Origin of the sequence: Mycobacterium sp. SMC-21 (genome assembly GCF_045310825.1) — a bacterium.
In the GTDB taxonomy this organism is placed as follows: Bacteria; Actinomycetota; Actinomycetes; order Mycobacteriales; family Mycobacteriaceae; genus Mycobacterium.
On record NZ_JBJIAO010000016.1, the window covers coordinates 18376 to 36382 of the forward strand.

General features: G+C 68.0%; 17 protein-coding genes. 11 read left to right on the top strand and 6 right to left on the bottom strand.

Annotated elements, in window-relative coordinates:
• From ACJH6H_RS16810 to ACJH6H_RS16820, 3 genes are all read left to right on the top strand, one after another.
• On the top strand, positions 1 to 1191 hold the full coding sequence (locus tag ACJH6H_RS16810) for an alpha/beta fold hydrolase (protein WP_212808053.1): 1191 nt from the start codon (positions 1 to 3) through the stop codon (positions 1189 to 1191).
• Between the two features lie 164 nt (positions 1192 to 1355).
• Positions 1356 to 2096 (top strand): BglII/BstYI family type II restriction endonuclease, encoded by a 741-nt coding sequence (locus tag ACJH6H_RS16815; protein WP_212808052.1) that lies wholly within the window; start codon positions 1356 to 1358, stop codon positions 2094 to 2096.
• Positions 2097 to 2175: 79 nt separating this feature from the next.
• Positions 2176 to 3039: an MT-A70 family methyltransferase gene (locus ACJH6H_RS16820; protein ID WP_212808051.1), complete on the top strand. Its 864-nt coding sequence runs from the start codon at positions 2176 to 2178 to the stop codon at positions 3037 to 3039.
• Positions 3040 to 3084: 45 nt separating this feature from the next.
• Here the strand turns inward: ACJH6H_RS16820 and ACJH6H_RS16825 are convergent, their stop codons facing one another.
• The 5 genes from ACJH6H_RS16825 to ACJH6H_RS16845 form a co-directional block, all read right to left on the bottom strand.
• Complete coding sequence (locus tag ACJH6H_RS16825; RefSeq protein WP_212808050.1) at positions 3085 to 3933, bottom strand: family 16 glycosylhydrolase; 849 nt, start codon at positions 3931 to 3933, stop codon at positions 3085 to 3087.
• A 270-nt stretch (positions 3934 to 4203) separates the two neighbouring features.
• A complete protein-coding gene (locus ACJH6H_RS16830; RefSeq protein ID WP_244872704.1) occupies positions 4204 to 4680 on the bottom strand; it encodes a PASTA domain-containing protein in 477 nt (158 codons plus the stop codon).
• A 380-nt stretch (positions 4681 to 5060) separates the two neighbouring features.
• Complete coding sequence (locus ACJH6H_RS16835; RefSeq protein WP_212808049.1) at positions 5061 to 6992, bottom strand: Hsp70 family protein; 1932 nt, start codon at positions 6990 to 6992, stop codon at positions 5061 to 5063.
• 239 nt (positions 6993 to 7231) lie between these two features.
• Positions 7232 to 7882, bottom strand: coding sequence for a L,D-transpeptidase (locus ACJH6H_RS16840; RefSeq protein ID WP_212808048.1), 651 nt, complete (start codon positions 7880 to 7882; stop codon positions 7232 to 7234).
• Between the two features lie 47 nt (positions 7883 to 7929).
• Positions 7930 to 8589, bottom strand: a complete 660-nt coding sequence (locus ACJH6H_RS16845) for a phosphatase PAP2 family protein (RefSeq protein ID WP_212808047.1) — start codon at positions 8587 to 8589, stop codon at positions 7930 to 7932.
• 99 nt (positions 8590 to 8688) lie between these two features.
• Between ACJH6H_RS16845 and ACJH6H_RS16850 the strand changes: the two genes are divergently transcribed.
• The 8 genes from ACJH6H_RS16850 (at position 8689) to ACJH6H_RS16885 (ending at position 17204) form a co-directional block, all read left to right on the top strand.
• Positions 8689 to 10353: a cytosine permease gene (locus ACJH6H_RS16850; RefSeq protein ID WP_212808046.1), complete on the top strand. Its 1665-nt coding sequence runs from the start codon at positions 8689 to 8691 to the stop codon at positions 10351 to 10353.
• 99 nt (positions 10354 to 10452) lie between these two features.
• Positions 10453 to 10938 carry a hypothetical protein gene (locus ACJH6H_RS16855; RefSeq protein ID WP_212808045.1) on the top strand — a complete coding sequence of 162 codons (486 nt, stop codon included), beginning with the start codon at positions 10453 to 10455 and terminating at the stop codon, positions 10936 to 10938.
• 26 nt (positions 10939 to 10964) lie between these two features.
• Positions 10965 to 11684 (top strand): CoA pyrophosphatase, encoded by a 720-nt coding sequence (locus ACJH6H_RS16860; protein ID WP_212808044.1) that lies wholly within the window; start codon positions 10965 to 10967, stop codon positions 11682 to 11684.
• 100 nt (positions 11685 to 11784) lie between these two features.
• Positions 11785 to 13158: a sulfatase gene (locus ACJH6H_RS16865; protein ID WP_406775396.1), complete on the top strand. Its 1374-nt coding sequence runs from the start codon at positions 11785 to 11787 to the stop codon at positions 13156 to 13158.
• A gap of 62 nt (positions 13159 to 13220) precedes the next feature.
• Positions 13221 to 14021, top strand: a complete 801-nt coding sequence (gene stf0, locus ACJH6H_RS16870) for a trehalose 2-sulfotransferase (protein ID WP_020103908.1) — start codon at positions 13221 to 13223, stop codon at positions 14019 to 14021.
• Entirely contained in the window at positions 14018 to 14929 is a 912-nt protein-coding gene (cysD, locus tag ACJH6H_RS16875; RefSeq protein WP_064986140.1) for a sulfate adenylyltransferase subunit CysD, read from the top strand. Before stf0 ends, cysD begins: the two co-directional genes overlap by 4 nt.
• On the top strand, positions 14929 to 16788 hold the full coding sequence (gene cysC, locus ACJH6H_RS16880) for an adenylyl-sulfate kinase (protein WP_318984719.1): 1860 nt from the start codon (positions 14929 to 14931) through the stop codon (positions 16786 to 16788). The genes cysD and cysC overlap by 1 nt, the downstream gene beginning before the upstream one ends.
• Before the next feature lie 209 nt (positions 16789 to 16997).
• On the top strand, positions 16998 to 17204 hold the full coding sequence (locus ACJH6H_RS16885) for a hypothetical protein (RefSeq protein WP_318984720.1): 207 nt from the start codon (positions 16998 to 17000) through the stop codon (positions 17202 to 17204).
• On the opposite strand, the gene ACJH6H_RS16890 is transcribed toward ACJH6H_RS16885, so the two are convergent.
• Entirely contained in the window at positions 17198 to 17965 is a 768-nt protein-coding gene (locus tag ACJH6H_RS16890) for a trans-aconitate 2-methyltransferase (RefSeq protein ID WP_406775397.1), read from the bottom strand. The genes ACJH6H_RS16885 and ACJH6H_RS16890 overlap by 7 nt on opposite strands.
• Between the last annotated feature and the right edge of the window lie 42 nt (positions 17966 to 18007).

Below are 18007 nucleotides of genomic sequence, written 5' to 3' on the forward strand. Positions count from 1 at the left end.
ATGATGGCCAGAACCGTGCTCGCCGCAGTAGCGGTGGTTGTGGTCGCGTGGGTTCTGGAAGGCGCGGCTGTGATCGCCGGCGCAGCGGTCGGGTTGCCGGCATCGGCAGCGATCGCCGTAGGGGTGGCGGCCGTGATCGGTACCGCCTGGGTCGGCACCCGGCTCGTCGGCGTCTTGGGCCGGCGCGGTACGACGATCATCGCGCTCAGCCTGGCAACACTGGCCGCCAGCGGCCTGTATCTGATGCCGAGGCCGCTGCCGTCTCGGGTCGCCGACGGGCTCCACCTGCGAGATGGTGCGGTGATGCCGGTGCGGATTCATGAGCGACCCGGCGACCTGCCACCGCTGGTGGCCGTGCACGGCGGCCCCGGGGTGCCGTTCAGCCAGGCCGAAGAAACCGCGATACTCCGCGCCGTGCCGGACCGCACCGTCATCTTCTACGACCAGATCGGCGCGGGTGACGCGTCGCGTCTCGAACGCCCCACCGGGTACTCGACCGCCCGCGCGGTGGCCGACCTCTCCGAGTTGCTCGATGAGTTCCGCCTGGCACGGGTCGTGCTGCTCGGGTACTCCGCCGGCTCCGGTGTGATCGAGACGTTCGCCTCCGAGCAACCCGACCGGGTCGAGGGGCTGGTGTTGCTGTCACCCGGTTCGTTGCCAGTTCTGGGCCGCGCGGCGCCGATCCCGCAGCCACAGGCGCGTCTGTCAACCACGCAAACCCTGCGCCTGTACGCCAGCGCGCTCACGCCACGAAACTTGTTCATGTACCTGCTGACGCTCACCGATCCCGACACCGCACACGTATTCGGCGACGACCCCGAGATGGACGCGCGCTTCGCGACACTCAATGACCTCGCCGCCGGCGGACTCACCTGTTCCGGCGAACCGCCGCCGTCCCCTTCTTCCACACCCGGCCACTACCTGCACGAGCAATTGCAACGCGAGCCCGGCACCGGGCTCACCCCTGACGCGTTGCGACGTCTGCAGTCGATACCGGTCTTGCTGTTGCGTGGCGTCTGCGACTACATCCCGCGCAGCGAGGCCGAGTACACCGCAGCCCACCTGTCCCGCACGCGAATCGTCGACATCGCCGGCGCCGGCCACGCCCTGCTCACCGAACAGCCTGACACGGTGCAGCGCGAACTCGGCGACTTCCTCGACGGGCTGACGCGCGGCGGCGAGGGTCACTAGGGGGACAAGCCCCGCAACGCCGTCGCAGCCAGCCGCCGGGCGTGTTCCTCGGTCAGCGTGTAGTGCCCGGTCATGCGGCGAAAGATCAAGGGCCTGCACAGCACGATGCGACGGCGGACTTCCGCGGGTTATTCCGTGGACCGGCGCACTGCTACCGTCGCCCCGTGGATCTGACGGACTCGTACACCCGCGTGCTGCCGCCGCACATCCGCGACCGGTACGAGTTCATCGAAACCCGCAACGCCGCCGCGATCCTCGCCGCCACCAACCCGCAGCGGTTCGACGAGCTCCTCACCGCCCTGCACGAATTCCAGCTCCGTACCGACGATCTCGTCCAGCCCGGCGGCCAGGAGACCGAACTCGCCGCCCGCCTCAACACCGCCTTCCGCAACAAGGGCTGGCGTGAGGCACGCGTGGACACCCGAATCCGCTTGGAACTGCGCAAGATGCCGCACAAGCCGGCGGGCGAGATGCACCCCACGCTGGAAGACACCGAGGTCTTCAACGAGGGCTACAAGGTCGACAACTTCGTCGACCGGCTGGCCCTCGATGTGGAGTGGAATGCCAAGGACGGCAACCTCGATCGCGACCTGAGCGCGTACCGGGCGCTGTATGACGCGGCGCTGATCGACGTCGCCGTCATCATCACCCGCACGCAGACCGACCTGCGCACGCTCGGCTACCGCCTGGGCATCGAGGCCGGCATGGACGACGAGCGCGCCCGCCGCATCCTGGCCACCACGACCACCACCAACACCGAGAAGCTGCGGCCCCGCATGCAGCGCGGCGACAGCGGCGGCTGCCCGCTGCTGGCCGTCGCGATCTGCGCCCGCACCTGGGCCGACCACGCCCCGGTTCGAGACGACCGGCAACCCGCAGACGACATCGGCCTCTGGGAAGCCTGACCTGTCGGTGCCATCGCCTACGATTTCGTGAAGATCTTCTCCGTTCGAAAAGATCTAATTCGAAGGTAGGAGTGACAACGTGGCGAAACGCAGCGATCAGGCCGGCGCCGAGTCGAAGGCCGCCCCCCTGCGCGATATCGCCGCGCCGCCGCCGCTGCCCACCATCGATGGCGGCTGGAAGACCGTATTGGCCGATCCGCCTTGGCGTTTCACCAATCGAACCGGCAAGGTGGCACCGGAGCACCGGCGCCTTGACCGGTACTCCACGCTCGATCTCGAGGCCATCTGCGACATCCCGGTGTCCACCGTCGCCGCGCGTGACTCGCACCTGTACCTGTGGGTGCCCAACGCGCTGCTGCCCGAGGGGCTGCGCGTCATGGAGGCGTGGGGCTACCGCTACGTCTCCAACGTCATCTGGGCCAAGCGGCGCAAGGACGGCGGGCCCGACGGCCGCGGTGTCGGCTTCTATTTCCGCAACGTCACCGAGATCATCCTGTTCGGCGTGCGCGGCAGCATGCGCACGCTGCCGCACGCCCGCAGCCAGGTCAACATGATCGAGACCCGCAAGCGGGAGCATTCCCGCAAGCCCGACGAGCAGTACGGATTCATCGAGGCCTGCTCGCCCGGCCCGTATCTGGAGCTGTTTGCCCGGCATCCGCAGCCGGGTTGGACGGCGTGGGGCGACGAGTCCGCCGCCGATGTCACGCCGCGCGGCCAGGTCCACAAGGGTTACGCCGGGGGCGCCATCGACGTGCCGCCGGTGACCAAGCACGTCCGGCTGGACCCGACGACGGCCGAACGCATCGGCAAGGAACTGCGCATCCGCTACGAGAACGGCGAGAGCATCCGCCAGCTCGCCGAGGAGACCGGCTACGGAATCACCCGCGTACGCGGACTGCTGGAGCGGGCCGGCACCACGTTCCGCGGTCGCGGCCCCCAATGAGAATGGGCCCCGCCGAAGCGGGGCCCATCGACAGTTGTCGGAGGTTTACCAGACGCGCACGTAGTCGACGAGCATCTCGGCCGGGTAGCTGCCACCCTTGGGGTCGCCGCCACCGGAACCGGACACCGCCAGGTTCAGAACCGGGAACACCGAGTAGCCGGGCAGGTTGAACGGCCAGTCGTCCAGAGAGTTCGCCGGCACGTAGAAGTACGGCTGCATGCCTTCGGTGTAGTCCTGCCAGAACGACATACCGGCGTCGTTCCAGGTGACGCGCCAGGTGTGCCAGCCACCGTCGATCGGGTGCGGGTGCGTGTCGAACGACGTGCCGTCCGACCGGGCGTGCACCGTGGTGCCCGACGGCCATTCACCGTTGCCGTACCACTCGGCCAGGTCGATCTCGCCGCCGACGACGGGGTGGTCGTTGGACAGCCACCAGGCCGGCCAGCAGCCGTTGGTCAGGCAGTTGAACTTGATCCGGGCTTCCCAGGTGGTGTTGATGCCACCCCAGAAGGTGCCGAAGACCTTGCCGCTGGTGTATTTCCCGTTGGCATCGCGCGTGGCGCGGATGACGAGGTTGCCCTTGCCGTCGAGGAAGACGTGCTCACGGTCGTCGCGGTACTGACCCATGTTCTCCGGGCGGTCCCAGAACACCGGGTTCTTGATGGTCTCGCGCCGCGGCGAGATGTTCCACTTGGCCGGGTCGGGCCGCGACCCGGCGGGGCCGTCGAACTCATCGTGGAAGATGTACGTGGGCGTTTGCGCGGCAGGCTGCGGGGCCAGCGGCGCAGTGGGCGAACTGCCCGGTTGGGGATCCGCCAGAGCGGCGGGGGACGGCATCGCGGCGGCGGCCAGCAGGCCGAGCCCCGACGCGCGCATCATGTTTCGACGATCCATTTCCGGCACAAGGGGATATACAAGCCGCTCAGACAGACTTGGCGCAACTTACGACACGCTTGAAATCACCTGTCAGAGCGGCATTCTCGTCACGGGCACGCGAGCGCGAACCAGCAGTCAGCAAAACGTACGCTTGTCCAAATCTCTACGCCAGCCAGCGAATCCCTACCCGAGCATCGAGAACAGCAATACCGAACGCGCAGGTGTGCAGACAGCCGCGTATTCCGCACCATCGAGAAACCGAAACCGTCCAGCAATACCGGTTCAGGTTCAGCGGTCGGAGTTCTGACCCTCCCAGACCTGGCCCGCTTCGCCGGCCGCTGCCGCCTCAGCCGCGGCTGCGGCGGACGCCGACGAAGCAGCCGCTGCGGCCGATGCCGACGCCGAGGCGTAAGCCTGCGAACCCGCCGGGCTACCCAGCGAGTTACCGGGGCTACCCGCAGTGGCGAACGCCGCCTCACAGTTCAGCGACAGCAAAACCTGACTGCTGCTCGAACCACCGCTGTTCGCCGGCGCTGCCACCGTGCGGGCCACCTGATTGGTCACAACGCAGTTCGGCCACTGCAGCTGGTCGCCCACCGTCGTCGAGACCAGCGGCTTGAATCCAGCACTGGACAGCGCCGACCGCGCGTCACTGAACTTCTGGCCGACCACATTGGGCGCAGAACCGGCGGACGCCACACCACTACACATCAAGGCCACAGCACCCAGCGAAGTTGCCGCAGCAACACCCCATGCAGTCTTCATGGGGCCCTATCCTGCCTTAACTCCCGGCGCTGCGCTCATCGTTGAAGCAGTTGATGCCGCCGGAGACCAGGTTTGGGTGGCCCCGTTGTTGAATTCGGGGACTTCCGGGCTGTTGAAAACGGTGTTGGTCGGGGCGTGGTCGGAGCCGGCGACGGCGCCTCCATCGGTCACTCCAGCGGAGATCGCACCCAGAGTGCCCAGCGCAACCATGGCCGCAGCGGCCGCCAACCCGACGCGTGTTCTTGTCGAATTCATAGAACAAGATTGCCGCATTTGTGGTATGCGAGCAAGTAAATTTCCTGTTCACACTGACGTTCCGACGCCTGCGTCAATAGTCAATACGGGATTCAAATCAGCGAGATCCGATGCAATTCCGCCTATCAATAGGGGTATTGCTGCGGATACTGCTGCGGGTACTGCCCGTACGGGTACTGCTGCTGTCCCGGGTAGTACGGATTGGCCGGCGGCTGGGATTCGACCGGTTGGTCCGGGCCTTTGGGGACCTGAATCGGGATCGGCACCGGCACGAACGGCAGCCGGATGTAGCTCGTCGTCATGGTCGGCGTCGTCGAGGTCGGCGTCTCCGACGTAGGCGGTGGTGGTGGCGGAGGCGGCGGCTCGCTCGTGGTGGCGGTGGTGGTCGCCGGCGGCGGAGTCGTCGTCTGCGCGTGCGTCGTGGTGGTGTGCGTCGGCGCCGGCGCGTGGGTGACCGGCGGTTGGTACGTCGGGCTGGGCTGCGGGGGTGGCGGTGCGGGGACCTCGTTGGTGACGGTGACAGTGCTGGGCGGCGCCGGTTCGGCCGGCGGCGCCGGCGGTGGCGTCGGAGATTCGCTCAGTGACGGCGGCGGGGTGGTCGGCGGCGCGACGGGCTTGCGGTCACCGGTCAGCGCGATCGTCACGCCGCCCACGGCCGCGATCGCGGCGAAGATCGCGACGCCGAACACCACCAGCGGGAGCCGTTGCCAGGCCTTGGACGGCTCGGTGGCCACCGCGGCGGCCGGCGGCACATACTGCGCGATGGCGCGAGTGGTCGTGGTGTCACCGAAGACGTCGTCGCCGGTGTAGGGCAGCAGGTCACCGCCGCCGTCGGAGTCCTCGGACCAGGCCAGGGACGGCCCGGTGGTTTTGACCACCCGGGCTGCCGCGGTGTCGGTGAGCACGTCGAGTTCGGGGATGGCCGCGGGCGCGGTGGCAGGCCCGCCGTCGACGGCCGCGGTCGGTGCGGTGCCCAGCAATGCGGCCGGCGCCATGCCGGTCTTGGCGTCGGCGTCGGCGCCGTACACCGCGAACAGTGCCGCACCCACCGCGGCATCGAGCGCCGGCTGCGGGGTCGTGACGAGAATGCCCGCGGCGCCACGCGCCTCGAGATGTGCGGCGAGCCGCGTACTGATCACCGGGATCCGCGCGCCACCACCGACCGCAACCAGCGAGCTGACGGACCGCCACGCAATGTTGTTGCGCTGCAACAGCTCATCGAGCTCCGCCAGCACCCCGGTCAGCGGTTCGTCGAGCAGTTCGGCCAACTCGGCGCGGGTGACCTCGACATCGCCCTGGTGGCCCGGAATGTCCACCGGCACCGTCGCCGTCTCGGCCTCCGACAGTGCTTCCTTTGCCGCACAGCAGGATTCACGGAGTTTCTCCAGTGAACTCACAGCCGCAGTGCCTGCGGTGTCCACTCCCCCGGCACCACCGACGCGGTCGAGCACGTGCGCCAGCAGCGCCTGGTCGACGGCCTCCCCGGAGAATTCGGTGTACCGAACGGTCTCGACGGGCTCGAACGACGTGTCCGCGGCAGCCAGCGTGATGCTGGTGCCACCACCGCCGAAATCGAGGAGCGCTGCGGTGCCGGTGGCGGGCAGACCCGGATTGGCGTGCAGTGCGGTCAGTGCCGCGACCGCGTCGGACACCAGCCGCGCCGGAACCCCGTTGGGCGCCAGGCTGGGATTGGATCGCATCACGGTCCGCATCGCCCGCAGCGTCGCGGTATCCCAATGCGCCGGAACGGATATCGCCAGCTGTCCTGTCGGCGGCTCGCCGCCCGCGGCCTCGATCAGGGCGTCCAACGCCTCGGCCACCAACTGGTCGGCGTGATACGCCGTGCCGTCGGGCGCCACCATCGGCACCGGGTCGCCGACGCGTTCAACGAAGCCGGTGAGTGTCACGCCGTCGTCGAGGGCATCCGCGGCCAACCCGATCTGGGGCGCGCGGTCACGGTACAGGCGCAGCACCGCGCGCCGCACCATGGGCGGTTCACCGACGCGCGCTGCGACCAGGTTGGTCGTCCCGATCGACAACCCCAGCTGGTGGCTCATAACCCCACCACCCTAACGTGCGAACGCGTCGTCGCAGCTCGGGACACGTGCGAACGGCGTTCTCGCAGATTGCTTTTCGTCCGCTGTGCCCGCCCTGTGGACGAAACCTGCCGAGCCTGTGCGCCCGGTGTGCCGCAACGCCCGACAGGGGCGGCATCGATGAGATCCACAGCCACGACCGCACCCACGACGCGGCGATGCCGCTCAAGCTGAAACTCGGTGCTGCCCTTCATATCTGATTACTTGGCAACGGCGATCAGCGCTCCCGGTTGCAGCCATCGCATGATCTTCACCAGGGTGCCCTCGTCGATCGCCACACATCCGGCCGTCGGGCCGTCACCGATGTGGACGAAGAACGCGCCACCGTTGCCGGGCGTCCGTTGCGGGTTCACGCCCATGACCACGGCGTATTTGTAGGGTGCGATGTCGAGGTTCTCGGTGCCACTCGCGGGATCGGTGTCGAAGCGGCACTGCGCCTTCTTGCACACCTGCATGGTGTTGTAGGTGGGGCTCTTCATGTCGCCGTCCCACCAGTGATCAGGTGTGGTCTGGACGTATTGCAGACCCGTGCCGGGATTGGCGGCGGTGCCGAACGCGAACGGCAGCGTGAAGATGCCCATCGGGGTCTGCAGGTTGCCGTCGTGGCTCTGCGGGACCATGCCCCGGGAGCCGACGTGCGCCGGGATCCCGACCGCGACGGCGTCCCACCCTGCGGGCCCTCGCTGATACACGTCCATCTTGGCCGACGAACCACCAACGCCCACAACCGAAATCACCTGCGTGGCCGATCCCACCGAGTTGGCGAACCACGGAGTGACCACCGCGTTGCCGACGGGCGCCAGTGCCACCGCCAGCGCGGCAGCACACAGCAAAGCGAACAGTCGGCGCACCCGTCCATGGTCGAGAACCGCCCTCTGGAAGGTCAAGCCAGGGCGGGTCAAGGTTTGGGCACGATAGGGCTTCGGCTTTGAGACCCGGCCGACGCAAGCACTGGCGCGAGCAAGGGCACGCAGATCAGGAACCACAGCGCACCCAGCAACCACCCTGCGAGGACGTCGGTCGGGTTGTGCACGTTGAGCACCACCCGGCTCGCCCCGACGGTCACGACGATGACGGCACAGAGCACCTCGATCAGCCGCTGCCGCGCCACCCCCCACAGCCGGAACACCGCACACAGCCCCAGCGCACCGGCCATGGTGCCCAGCGCGTGCCCCGAGGGGAACGACCACGACGGTTCGTGTGCCAGCGCCGTCAGCGGCCGCGCCCGTTGGGCGATGTCCTTGGCGATCTCGGTGACCAGACCGGTCGCGGCGATGCCGATCAAGAGGAAGAGCGCGGTGCGGCGCTGTCGCCGTGCGAGCGCGACGAACGCGATCACCACCGCAATGATCCGGAAGGTCCAGGGTCCGAAGACGAAGGAGAACCACTGCCAGCCGACCACCCAGCCGGGATGTGCCGCACCGTACCGGTGCAAGGGCGCGAGCAGCGACGTGTCGAAAGCCGTCACCCAGGGCCATTGCGCTGCCCAGCCCACCCACAGCAGGGCGTAACCGATCACGGCCGCGGCCCCGATCAGCCAGCGGTTGCGGTTCGTCACCGGTCTCCTTCCGGGATGCGCTCGCGCGCTGGAAATTCGCTACCGCCCGGAACATAACTGTCACGGGCACGAAACAAACTGACCATAGCTTCGCTAACCATGACCCAAGACCTCAGCCAGGAGCCGCTGTCGCCTGCCGCTGTACCGGACGTCGATCAGGACCGGTTGACCGCGACACGCGAAACCTTGGAGGACTACACCCTCCGCTTTGCGCCGCGCAGTTACCGGAAATGGTCGACGCGCGTGGTCGGCATCTCGGCACTGGGCGGTATCGCCTACCTGGCCGACTTCGCGATCGGCGCCAACATCGGCATCTCGTACGGCACCACCAACGCACTGGCGGGCATCGCGATCTTCGCGGTCGTCATCCTGCTGACCGGGTTCCCGGTGGCCTACTACTCGGCCCGCTACAACATCGACCTCGATCTGGTGACGCGCGGCAGTGGCTTCGGCTACTACGGCTCGGTGGTCACGAACGTCATCTTCGCGACGTTCACCTTCATCTTCTTCGCGCTGGAGGGGTCGATCATGGCCCAGGGCCTCAAATTGGGCCTGGGCCTGCCGTTGTGGCTCGGCTATGCGGTGTCGACACTGATCATCTTCCCGCTGGTCATCTACGGCATGAAGGTGCTCTCGACGCTGCAGGTCTGGACCACCCCGCTGTGGCTGATCCTGATGGTCGCGCCGTTCGTCTACCTGCTGATCAGCCACCCCGAATCGGTCGGGCAGTTCTTCGCCTACCAGGGCAAGGACCACATCCAGGGCTTCGACATGGGCTCAACGCTGCTGGCCGCCGGTGTGTGTCTGTCGCTGATCGCGCAGATCGCCGAGCAGAACGACTACCTGCGGTTCATGCCGCCGAAGACCCCGGAGAACAAGCGCTCCTGGTGGACCTGGATGTTCCTGGCCGGCCCGGGCTGGGTGTTCTTCGGCGCCATCAAGCAGGTCGTCGGCCTGTTCCTCGCCGTCTACCTGATCGCCAATGTCGCCGACAGCGCGGGCATCGCCAACCAGCCGGTGCACCAGTTCCTGTCGATCTACGAAAACTTCCTGCCGGGCTGGCTCGCCATGACCCTGGCCGTGGTGCTCGTGGTGATCAGCCAGATCAAGATCAACGTCACCAACGCCTACTCGGGCTCGCTGGCGTGGACCAACTCCTACACCCGCATCACCAACCACTACCCCGGCCGCCTGGTGTTCCTCGGCGTGAACCTGCTGATCGCGCTGATCCTGATGGAAGCCAACATGTTCGACTTCCTCAGCACCATCCTCGGCTTCTACGCCAACTGCGGCATGGCCTGGGTTGTGGTGGTGGCCAGCGACATCGTCTTCAACAAGTACCTGCTGAAGCTGTCGCCCAAGGAGCCCGAGTTCCGTCGCGGCATGCTGTACGCCTTCAATCCGGTGGGCTTCGGCTCGATGCTGATCGCGGCGGGCCTGTCGGTGGTGGCGTTCTTCGGTGGACTCGGCTCGGCGCTGACCCCCTACTCGCCGCTGGTGGCGATCGGGCTCGGTGTGGTGCTGCCGCCGATCATCGCCATCGCCACCAAGGGCAAGTACTACCTGCGCCGCACCGACGACGGCATCGACCTGCCGATGTACGACGAGCACGGCAACCCGTCCGACGCGCACCTGCTGTGCCAGAAGTGCCACCACGAGTACGAGCGGCCCGACATGCTGGCCTCGGCCGAGGGCGGCTACATCTGCTCGCTGTGCCTGGCCACGGACAAGACCGGAGAGCACGTCCTGCCCGCGCAGAACTGACGGCCGTCACCACCGACGCGGCGCCGAGTGTGAGACAACACGTCCACGCTCGGCGCCGTTTCTCGTGGGGCATTCACCCCCGGGGCCTACGCTGAAGGCATGGCTGTACTGCTGCGCAAGCTGCTCGGCATCGGCAACCTGCCCGATGACATCCGTGAGCAGCTCCAGGCCGAGGGGCTGCTGCACGTGGCCGAGTTCATCCCGGTGACGTTCCGGTTCTCCGGCCACGTCCCCGGCAAGGTCGCCAAGAGCACCCTCCGCAGCCTGGTGGGCGCATTGGTGATCACCGAGAAGCGGCTGCTCGGCACGCTGTCGTCGGTGCCGAAGAAGGGCGCCAAGACCGTCAACCACCTGTGGGACGCGCCCGCCGGCACCATGGTCCGTGCCGAGCTGGACGAGTCCGGTCTGCTGCTGGACGCCCCCGATCTCTCCGCGGTCGACCCGAGTTTCGAGGGTTCGATGTCGCTGCGCTACAAGACGCCGCTACCCGCCGACCTGCTGGCCGCGCTGCCGGCCCGGGCATTCACATTCGACGTGCCCAACAAATACGTGTACCTGGCCTGTGGGATGCCGCCCACCACCTGAATCAGCCGGCGCGTAGCGTCGGGCCGATGACGATCCGGTACGACGACGCACTGCGCGAGCAGATCGGGACGCACCTGGCCGGCCACCGCCGGCGGGTGGTCGACGACCCCACCAAGCGCCACGCCGCGGTGGCCATCGTGCTGGTGGACTCCGAGCGCGGTGAGGACCGGATCGACCCCGCCCCGGTCGACGAATGGATCGGTGGCCGGCCGCTGCCCGACCAGAATCTGGACGGCCGCATGGTCGACGTCGCCGGCGGCGCGGCGTTCCTGTTGTGCCGCAGGACGTCCCGGCTGAACTCGCATTCCGCGCAGTGGGCGCTGCCCGGCGGGCGCCTCGATCCCGGCGAGACGGTCGTGGACGCCGCACTGCGCGAGCTGCACGAAGAGGTCGGCATCAAGCTGGCGGAGGAATCCGTGCTGGGGCTGCTCGACGACTACGCGACGCGCTCCGGATACGTCATCACGCCCGTGGTGGTGTGGGGCGGCGGCCGGCTGGACCCGCAGCCGTCACCCGACGAGGTGCTGGCCGTGTACCGCGTCGGGCTGCACCAGTTGCAGCGGCCGGACTCGCCGCGGTTCATCTCGATTCCCGAGAGCGACCGTCCGGTGGTCCAGATTCCGCTGGGCAACGACCTCATCCACGCGCCCACGGGCGCGGTCCTGCTGCAGATGCGCTGGCTCGGGCTGGAAGGCCGGCCGGACCCGGTCGACGAGCTGGAGCAGCCGGTGTTCGCGTGGCGATGAGGCGGGCACGAATCATGCCGCACGAAACCGTTGAACAGTAAAGCAATTCGCGGTTTCATGGCTGATTTCGTGACCATGATCGCCAGGAGGTAGCCGACCCATGCCCCACACGCCGGGCCAGAACGTGCTGTTCGTGCACTGGCACGACCTCGGGCGCTACCTCGGGGCGTACGGTCACCACGACGTCAGCAGCCCGCGGCTGGACCAACTGGCCGCCGAAGGCATCCGCTTCACCCGGGCCCACGCCACCGCCCCGCTGTGTTCACCGTCGCGCGGTTCGATCTTCACCGGGCGCTACCCGCAGAGCAACGGGCTCGTCGGGCTCGCGCACCACGGGTGGGAGTACTACGCGGGCGTCCAGACGCTACCCCAACTGCTGTCCGAATCCGGTTGGCACACAGCACTGTTCGGAATGCAACACGAGACGTCGTTCCCGTCCCGGCTGGGGTTCGACGAGTTCGACGTGTCGAACTCCTTCTGCGAGTACGTCGTCGAACGGGCGGTGCAATGGCTCGAGGAACCACCACAGAAGCCGTTCCTGCTCACCACCGGGTTCTTCGAGACGCACCGGCCGTACCCGCGGGAACGCTACGAACCCGCGGCCAGCGACACCGTCAGCGTCCCGGACTACCTGCCCGACACCGACAGTGTGCGGGACGACCTGGCGGAGTTCTACGGGTCCATCGCCGTCGCCGACGCGGCGGTGGGGCAGCTGCTCGACGCACTCGAGGCCGGCGGACTGGATCGCAACACGTGGGTGGTGTTCCTCACCGATCACGGTCCGGCGCTGCCGCGGGCCAAGTCGACGCTGTACGACGCCGGGACCGGCATCGCCGTGATCGTGCGGCCACCGCGCGATACCGGCATCGAGCCACGGGTTTACGACGAACTGTTCAGCGGGGTGGATCTGCTGCCGACGCTGCTGGACCTGCTCGGGGTACCCGTTCCGGCCGCCGTCGAGGGGCTGTCGCATGCGGAGGCGCTGACCGGGGCCGGGGCCCAGCCCGTGGTACGCGAGGAGGTCTACACCGCCAAGACCTATCACGACTCGTTCGACCCCATTCGCGCAGTGCGAACAAAAGACTTCAGTTACATCGAGAACTATGCCTCGCGCCCGTTGCTGGACCTGCCGTGGGACATCGCCGACAGTCCACCGGGCCGCGCGGTGCAGTCGGCCATCGGCGACCCGCGCCCCGCCCGCGAACTGTACGACCTGCACGCCGACCCCACTGAGCGGCACAATCTGCTCCTCGACGTGCAGCCCGAATATCACGCGGTGGCAGCGCAATTGGCCCTCAAGCTCAACACGTGGCGACAGCAGACGGGCGATGTCATACCCTCGGATTTCACCGGGACTCAGATCTCGGACCGCTACACCGGGACGTATCTGAGCATCCACGGACGCCCCGCACGGAGCCGCTCGGCGGCGGCCTCCGACCGCGGAATCAACGCGGATTCGACGTCGCAAGACTAATACTCATTGTGCGAAAAATCCCCTTCTGCAAGGGATTTCGGTGCAGGCTAGGCTCTTGCGCCATGACAGCACCGACGGCCTATCTGGTCCTCGCATCACAGCGCAGCGGCAGCACGCTTCTGGTCGAGTCGCTGCGCGCCACCGGTGTGGCCGGCGAACCGCAGGAGTTCTTCCAGTACCTGCCACACAGCAGCATGTCGCCGCAGCCGCGCGAGTGGTTCGCCGACACCGAGGACGAGTCGATCCTGCGGCTCCTCGACCCGCTGATCGACGGCAGGCCCGAACTGGCGCCGGCGACCATCTGGCGCGACTACATCCAGACCGCCGGCCGCACACCCAACGGGATCTGGGGCGGCAAGCTCATGTGGAACCAGACCGCGCAGCTGCAACGACGAGCCAAGGACCTGCCGGACCGTTCCGGTGACGGGCTGCTGGCGGCCATCCGCGACGTCATCGGCTCGGACCCGGTGCTCATCCACATCCACCGGCCCGACGTGGTGTCCCAGGCGGTTTCGTTCTGGCGCGCGGTGCAGACGCGGGTGTGGCGGGGCCGCCCGGACCCGGTGCGCGACGCTCGCGCGGAGTACCACGCCGGCGCCATCGCCCACGTCGTGAAGATGCTGCGGGCCCAGGAAGAGGGCTGGCAGAACTGGTTCGCCGAGGAGAACGTCAACCGGATCGAAGTGCCGTATCCGGTGTTGTGGCGCAACCTGACCGAGGTCGTCGGCGATGTGCTGGAGGCGCTCGGTCAGGACCGCAGGCTCGCACCGAAACCGGTGCTGGAACGTCAGGCCGATCAGCGTTCTGACGAATGGGTGGAGCGCTACCGCGCCGAAGCCGAAAAGGAGGGGCTGCCGGTATGAGCACCACAGATACCCAGGTCGACGAACTCCGGCTGCTCGAAGCCGAGGCCGTGCACATCATCCGCGAGGTCGTGGCCGAGCTGGAACGCCCGGTGCTGCTGTTCTCCGCGGGCAAGGACTCGATCGTCCTGCTTCGCCTGGCGGAGAAGGCATTTCGGCCCGGTCCGCTGCCGTTCCCGGTGCTGCACGTCGACACCGGCCACAACTTCCCGGAGGTCATCGACTTCCGGGATCGCCGTACGACGGGCCAGGGGCACAAGCTGATCGTCGGGTCGGTGCAGGAGAGCATCGACACCGGCCGGGTGGCCGATCCGGGACCGGGTGCCTCGCGCAACCGGCAGCAGACCCGCACGCTGCTGGATGCGCTGGAGGCCGGCGGCTTCGACGCCGCATTCGGCGGCGCCCGCCGCGACGAGGAACGCGCCCGCGCCAAGGAACGCATCCTGAGCTTCCGCGACGAGTTCGGCCAGTGGGACCCGCGGGCCCAGCGGCCCGAGCCCTGGTCGCTGTACAACGGCCGCATCCGCAAGGGCGAGCAGGTCCGCGTGTTCCCGCTGTCCAACTGGACCGAGCTCGACATCTGGCGCTACATCGAGCTGGAAAACCTTGAGCTGCCGTCGATCTACTTCGCACATGAACGCGAGGTGTTCGAGCGCGACGGCATCCTGCTCGCCGTGTCGGAGTACACCCAACCCGGTCCCGGCGAATCGGCGGCAGTCGAGTGGGTGCGCTACCGCACCGTCGGCGACCTCACCATCACCGGCGCGGTGCGGTCGAAAGCCGTCGACATCGCGAGCGTGATCACCGAGATCTCCGCTGCGACCGTGTCGGAACGCGGCGAGACCCGGGCCGACGACCGCACGTCGGTGGCGGCGATGGAAGACCGTAAGCGAGAGGGCTACTTCTGATGAGCACCAGGCAACTTCTGCGCATTGCCACCGCGGGCTCGGTCGACGACGGCAAGAGCACCCTGATCGGCCGGCTGCTGCACGACACCGACAGCCTGCCGCTCGACCACCTCGACGCCGTCACCGACGACGACGGTGTGGCCGACCTGGCAGCCCTTTCCGACGGCCTGCGCGCCGAACGCGAACAGGGCATCACCATCGACGTGGCCTACCGCTTCTTCTCCACCGAGTCCCGCAGCTACATCCTGGCCGACACCCCGGGCCATGAGCGCTACACCCGCAACATGTTCACCGGCGCCTCCAACGCGCACGTGGCGATCCTGCTGGTCGACGCCCGCGCCGGCGTGCTGCGCCAGACCCTGCGCCACGCCCGGATCGCAAAGCTGTTGGGCATCAAGCATTTCGCGGCGGCGGTCAACAAGATCGACCTCGTCGACTTCGACCAGGCCCGGTTCGACGCGGTACACGACGAGCTCGGCAAGGTCGCGGCCCGGCTGGGCGCGGTGGACCTGACCGTGATTCCGCTCGCGGCCAAGCTCGGCGACAACGTCGTGCACCGTTCGGAGAACGCCCCGTGGTACGAGGGACCGACGCTGCTGGAGTACCTCGAGGGCATCGAACTCAGTGCGCCACAACCCGAACCGGCGAAGCTGCGGCTGCCCATCCAGTGGGTGTCCCGCCCCACCGCCGAGCTGCGCCGTCGCTACACCGGCCGGCTGACCGCCGGCACCCTGAAGGTCGGCGACACCGTGCTCAGCCTGCCGGCCGGCACCAGCTCGACCGTCACGGCTGTGGACACGCTCGATGACGACCGCACCACAGCCGTTGCCCCACTGTCGGTTTCGATCGAGCTGGCCGACGACATCGACGTCGGCCGCGGCGACGTGCTCGTCAGCAGTGCCGAGAACGCGTCGGTCCCAGTGCTGGCCCGCGAACTCGACGCGACGGTGTGCTGGTTCGCCGAGACCCCGCTGCGGGCCGGTGACCGACTGGCGCTCAAGCAGGGCACCCGCACCGTCCGCGCCACGGTGCAGGCGCTGCACACGCGGCTCGACCCCGAGACGCTGGACGACATCGATCAGCCGGTCGAGTTGGTACTCAACGACATCGGCGCCGTCACGCTGCGGACCAGTTCGACCGTCATCGCCGACCCGTACCGCGACAACCGGGAGAGCGGCGCGTTCATCCTGATCGACGAGACGTCCAACGACACCGTCGGCGCCGGCACCATCACCGAGCCGCGCGAGGTGAAGCTCGGCACCCACTCGCGCAGCGACATCCGTTGGCACCATTCGTCATTGGACCGGTCCTACCGGTGGGCGCGGACCGGGCAGCGGGGCGCGACCATCTGGTTCACCGGGCTGCCGGCATCGGGGAAGTCGACGCTGGCCGTCGCGGTCGAGCGGGCGCTGGTCGAAAGCGGGCAGGTGGCCTATCTGCTCGACGGCGACAACATCCGGCACGGGCTGTCCGACGACCTGGGATTCTCGGCCGGTGACCGGGCCGAGAACATCCGCCGGGTGGGTCACCTGGCCCGGCTGCTGGCCGACTCGGGTGTGGTGGCGCTGGCCTCGCTGGTGTCGCCGCTGAAGTCGGACCGCGACACCGCACGCGAGCTGAGCACCGTCGCCAAGTTGCCGTTCATCGAGGTCTACGTGTCCACCCCGCGCAGCGAGTGCGAGCGCCGCGACCCCAAGGGCCTGTACGCCCGCGCCAAGGCCGGTGAGCTGCGCGGCCTGACCGGCGTCGACGCCCCCTACGAGCCGCCGGAGAACCCGGATCTCGTCGTCGATACCACCGGCGCCGACATCGACACCCTGGTCGCCCAGGTGCTGGGCGCTCTCAACCCCCTCCGCTGACCAGGGATTTGTGCACGTTTTTCCGCGGTCGGCGCGGAAAAACGTGCACAAATCCCCGTGGCGGTGTCCCCCGATCGGGGGACAGTGAATTCATCCTGTTGAGGGCCCGGCTGGTGGACAGACGGCCGGGCCCCGCTGCGCGACTCTTGAGTCAACACCGGATCACCCCGGATACGACATCAAAAGCCCACAGCAGCAGGAGAATTCAGATGAGCATCGTCACCCGCTGGGTCAGCTACTTCATCATCGTCATCGGTCTGACCGTCGCGCCCGGCCTCATCGCGATCGGCCTGGCCACGTCCGCTCACGCCGCGCCGTCCACCACCTCGAGCTCAGTGCACCAGGTGTTCGCGCACCAGAACAACGCGCCCCAGCCGGGGACCCCGATTCAGCACCAGTACCAGCAGATTCACTGATTCGTCTGGCCGACCACGAAGATCCGGCGGAACGGGAAGAACGTCGTGCCGTCGGGCTGGGGTGGATACGCCTGTGCCAGCAGCGGGATGATCGCCTGTCGGTACCGCTCCCAGGCGTCGTCGGTCAGCCGGGAGCGGACGTCGGTCAGCGCGGTTCCGGTGATCCAGTCCAGCACCGGTGTGGCACCGGTCAATTGATGCAGATACGTCGTCTCCCAGGCGTCGACGGTGCACCCCGCGCCGGTCAGCAGCGCGGCGTAGCCCGCCGGGTCGTCGACCACGTTCGTCTCGCGGAACCGGATGTCGGCCAGCGCTTCGGCGAACTCCGGATACCGGGCCACCTCCCGCACCGCCTGATGTGACGGCGAGTCGAAGTTGCCGGGCACCTGAAAGGCCAGCCAGGCACCCTTCGGCAGTTCGGCGGCCCACCGTCGCAACAGGTCGCGGTGCTCCGGAACCCATTGCAGCACAGCGTTACTCACCATCACATCGGTGTCCGCCGCAGGCGCCCAGTCGGCGGCCGCCACCACCCGGGCGTCGACGCCGCGTGCCCGGGCCGCCTCGACCATCTCCGGTGAGTTGTCCACCGCTTCGATCACCGCGCCGGGCCAGCGCTCCGACAGCGTCGCGGTCAGATTCCCGGGGCCGCAGCCCACGTCCGCCACGCGCCGGGGTGCCTTGGCACCGACGCGCGCGAGCAGGTCGTAGAAGGGCCGGCCGCGGTGGTCGGCGAAGGCGAGGTAGGTGTCCGGATTCCACACATCCCCATCCTGCCGCCGGGTCCTGGCGCGCGCCTGCCATTC

What these genes read in the sequence shown, in the direction of transcription:
- ACJH6H_RS16810 (WP_212808053.1), top strand. Translation starts at nt 1, where the DNA reads ATGATGGCCAGAACCGTGCTCGCCGCAGTAGCGGTGGTTGTGGTCGCG.
- ACJH6H_RS16825 (WP_212808050.1), bottom strand. Translation starts at nt 3,933, where the DNA reads ATGGATCGTCGAAACATGATGCGCGCGTCGGGGCTCGGCCTGCTGGCC.
- ACJH6H_RS16830 (WP_244872704.1), bottom strand. Translation starts at nt 4,680, where the DNA reads ATGAAGACTGCATGGGGTGTTGCTGCGGCAACTTCGCTGGGTGCTGTG.
- ACJH6H_RS16835 (WP_212808049.1), bottom strand. Translation starts at nt 6,992, where the DNA reads ATGAGCCACCAGCTGGGGTTGTCGATCGGGACGACCAACCTGGTCGCA.
- ACJH6H_RS16850 (WP_212808046.1), top strand. Translation starts at nt 8,689, where the DNA reads ATGACCCAAGACCTCAGCCAGGAGCCGCTGTCGCCTGCCGCTGTACCG.
- ACJH6H_RS16855 (WP_212808045.1), top strand. Translation starts at nt 10,453, where the DNA reads ATGGCTGTACTGCTGCGCAAGCTGCTCGGCATCGGCAACCTGCCCGAT.
- ACJH6H_RS16860 (WP_212808044.1), top strand. Translation starts at nt 10,965, where the DNA reads ATGACGATCCGGTACGACGACGCACTGCGCGAGCAGATCGGGACGCAC.
- ACJH6H_RS16865 (WP_406775396.1), top strand. Translation starts at nt 11,785, where the DNA reads ATGCCCCACACGCCGGGCCAGAACGTGCTGTTCGTGCACTGGCACGAC.
- stf0 (WP_020103908.1), top strand. Translation starts at nt 13,221, where the DNA reads ATGACAGCACCGACGGCCTATCTGGTCCTCGCATCACAGCGCAGCGGC.
- cysD (WP_064986140.1), top strand. Translation starts at nt 14,018, where the DNA reads ATGAGCACCACAGATACCCAGGTCGACGAACTCCGGCTGCTCGAAGCC.
- cysC (WP_318984719.1), top strand. Translation starts at nt 14,929, where the DNA reads ATGAGCACCAGGCAACTTCTGCGCATTGCCACCGCGGGCTCGGTCGAC.
- ACJH6H_RS16885 (WP_318984720.1), top strand. Translation starts at nt 16,998, where the DNA reads ATGAGCATCGTCACCCGCTGGGTCAGCTACTTCATCATCGTCATCGGT.